Origin of the sequence: Nocardia sp. MH4, from assembly GCF_019266065.1 — a bacterium.
Lineage (GTDB): Bacteria > Actinomycetota > Actinomycetes > Mycobacteriales > Mycobacteriaceae > Nocardia > Nocardia canadensis.
In genome coordinates this window covers 1-3,030 of record NZ_LPNR01000118.1, presented here as the reverse complement: position 1 = coordinate 3,030, position 3,030 = coordinate 1, and the positions used below count along the sequence as shown (strand labels likewise).

3 protein-coding genes are annotated in these 3,030 nt (G+C 71.4%); 1 reads left to right on the top strand and 2 read right to left on the bottom strand.

Going from position 1 to position 3,030, the window contains the following annotated elements; all coding sequences use genetic code 11:
* A partial coding sequence (locus ATM97_RS34585; RefSeq protein WP_255588467.1) for an FGGY-family carbohydrate kinase occupies window positions 1–690 on the top strand: 690 nt, incomplete at its 5' end.
* Window positions 691–694: 4 nt separating this feature from the next.
* Here ATM97_RS34585 and ATM97_RS26400 read toward each other — a convergent pair.
* Window positions 695–1,867 carry a PLP-dependent aminotransferase family protein gene (locus ATM97_RS26400; RefSeq protein WP_218720898.1) on the bottom strand — a complete coding sequence of 391 codons (1,173 nt, stop codon included), beginning with the start codon at window positions 1,865–1,867 and terminating at the stop codon, window positions 695–697.
* 94 nt (window positions 1,868–1,961) lie between these two features.
* Window positions 1,962–3,030, bottom strand: a 1,069-nt coding sequence (locus ATM97_RS26395; protein WP_218720897.1) for a hypothetical protein, incomplete at its 5' end; no start/stop codon positions are given.

The following is a 3,030-nucleotide window of genomic DNA, read 5'->3' as shown; positions in this document are numbered from 1 at the left end:
ACCGGCACCACCCCGGTGATCAGCAAGCACGGCCTGCTCACCACCGCGTGCTATCAGCTCGGCGACCAGCCCGCCGTCTACGCACTGGAGGGGTCCATCGCCGTCACCGGTTCGCTGGTGCAGTGGTTGCGCGACAATCTCGGCATCATCTCCTCGGCGGAGGAGGTGGAACCGCTGGCGCGCAGCGTCGAGGACAACGGCGGCGCCTACTTCGTCCCCGCCTTCTCCGGGCTGTTCGCCCCGCGCTGGCGGCCCGACGCCCGCGGTGTCATCGCGGGCCTGACCCGGTTCGTCACCAAGGCCCATTTGGCCAGGGCCGCATTGGAATCCACCGCGTTCCAGACCCGCGAGGTCGTCGACGCCATGCGCGCCGATGCCGGCGCCCAGCAGCTCGATCTGGAACTGACCACGCTCAAGGTCGATGGCGGCATGACCGGCAACGACCTGCTCATGCAGTTCCAGTCCGACATCCTCGACGTCCCCGTGGTCCGCCCGGTGGTCCGCGAGACGACCGCGCTCGGCGCCGCCTACGCGGCGGGCCTGGCCGTGGGCTACTGGTCCGGCCTCGACGACCTGCGCGCCAACTGGACCGCGGATCACACCTGGACGCCCACCATGTCCCAGGACGAGCGCATCCTGCGCTACGCCGAATGGAACAAGGCGGTCGAACGCACCTACGGCTGGGTCTGAGGACTCAGAGCGCGCGCCCCAGCCGGGCCACGGCCTCGGCCAGGGTCGCCTCGTCCGAGGTGGTGAAGCACAGCCGCATCGACGAACGGTAGGCGTCGGAGACGGCGAAGGCCGCGCCGGGGACATAGGCCACGCCGACGTCGAGGGCCGCGGGGAGCAGGTCCGTGGTGTCGGTGCCGTCGGTGAAGTCGACCCAGACGAACATGCCGCCCGTCGCGTCGGTGCTGCGCACCCGCTCGCCGAAAGTGTCGCGCACCGCCGAGACCAGCGCACGGGCCCGGCTGCCGTAGGCGGAGCGCACCGAATCGACGTGGGCGGCAAGCCAATCGGTGTCGGTCAGCAAGTCGGTGGCGATCTGGTGGGTGAGGGCCGAGCCGCACAGATCGGCGCCCTGCTTGAGCAGTTCGACCGCGCGACAGACGTGGTCGGGCGCGACCATCCAGCCGACGCGCAGGGCGGGAGCCAGGATCTTGGAGGTACTGGAGAGCCGGATCACCTGCGGCGAGTAGCTCGCGACCGGATCGGGCGCGGGCCGGTCGAACCAGAGCTCGCCGTACGGGTCGTCCTCGATGACCCAGAAGCCGTGCGCCTCGGCGAGTTCGGCGAGGCGGCGGCGGCGTTCGGGGGCCAGGGTGACCCCGCCCGGGTTGTGGAAGTTGGACACCGTGTGCACGACGGCGGGGCGCTCCCCGGCGGCGAGCAGGTCTTCCAGCACGTCGACGCGCATGCCGTCACCGTCGAGCGGCACCGCGACGATTCGCGCGCCCGCGGCCCGGAACACCTGCAGCGCACCGACATACGCGGGATCCTCGACGATCACCAGCGCACCCGGATCGAGCAGCACCTCGGCGAGCAACGACAGCGCCTGCTGCGAGCCGTGGGTGATGAAGACTTCCCCGAGCGGCACCGCGCGGCCGATCCGCGCGGACTCGCGCGCCGCGATCACCTCACGGAGTGCGGGCCAGCCCGGCGACTCGGTGTACTGCAGGGCCGCGGCGTCGGTGAGCGCGGCCTGCGCGGCGGCGGCGATGCGCTCGCGCGGCATCAGCGCCGCGGCGGGCAGCCCGCCCGCGAGGCTGATGATGTCGGCGCGCGCCGTGAGCTTGAGCAGGTCCCTGATCGCCGAGCTCTGCAGGCCCGCGAGCTTGCTCGCCAGTGCTGGAGTTGTCGACAACATGGAAACCTCCCGGGAACGCCACGGAACCGCAATCATCCCACGATTGCATACCGTTCGCCAGGATGTGAAATAGAGATCCCAGATTATGGGACCGCTATCGCGCCGTAATCGACTTGACCTGCCATTTCCCATCGGTGTTGGTGGTGACGATCTCCTGCTTGTAGACGATCGCCGAACCATCGGGATGCCATTCGCGCAATTCCACGTCGTAGCGGCCGACGGCGGTCTCGCGCATCTTCACGCAGTGTTTGGACCCGGTGGGGATCAGCTCGTCGATCGCCTTCTGGATCGTCTCGGCGGTGGAGATGTTCTCGGCGTCCGGCGCCACGTAGTCGCGCACCTTGGCCCCGGACCGGTCGACGTAGAAGGCGTACTGGAAGCCCAGGATGGCCTTCGAGCCGGCCGAGGTGTCCCCCGGGCCGTTGCCGACGGTGACGGCCTGCTCGGCCACGGCCTTGCATTCGGTGGGCGAGGCGATCGACGGAATCGGGGCGGCGGTCACGCCGGGGTCGCTGCCACCACCGCGCTTGACCAGGGCGATCGTCAGGATCAGCGCGACGACGAGCAGCACCGCGGCCGCCGCGCCGCCGATGATCCAGCGCAGGCGGCGCTTGTCGATGTCCGGCTTCTCGCTGACCGGCGTCACCGGGGTCTTCGGCGCGAGGCGACGGGCGATCGGGTCGTCGGCCCAGGACAACCCGGGCTCCGACGGCGGCTTCGGGACCGCGCCGCCCTCGTCGGGGCTGTTCCACCAGGCCTTGTCGTCGGCCTTGGGCTCCTCGGTGATCGGCGCGCGCACCGGCTCCGGCGCGGGCACCCGCACGGTCTCGGGGGCGGGGGCGTCGACGGGCGCCTGGGCGCGCGGCGTCGGCCGCTCGCGGCGGATCACCTCGGTGTGCTCACGACCCGAGGTCACCGGCACCGAGTCACCGAACGGCGAACCGTCCCGGCGCGGCAGTTCACCGGTGAAACGGACCGTCTGGTCTTCCGATGGCGCGCTCATGCGCGGATCGGGGGCGCCGAACGGCGAGGGCGCCTGCGGCGGCACAGGCGGCGGGGTGGCCACGGCGTCGCCGAAGACCGAGGTGGGCGCGGCGGGCTGTACCGGCGGACGCGGGGGCATCGTCGGCGGCGGCGGGACGGGCGGCTGTCCGGCGATCGGC

Bases quoted from the DNA above. Each gene is read 5' to 3' on its own strand.
- ATM97_RS26400 (WP_218720898.1), bottom strand. From the start codon at position 1,867: ATGTTGTCGACAACTCCAGCACTGGCGAGCAAGCTCGCGGGCCTGCAG.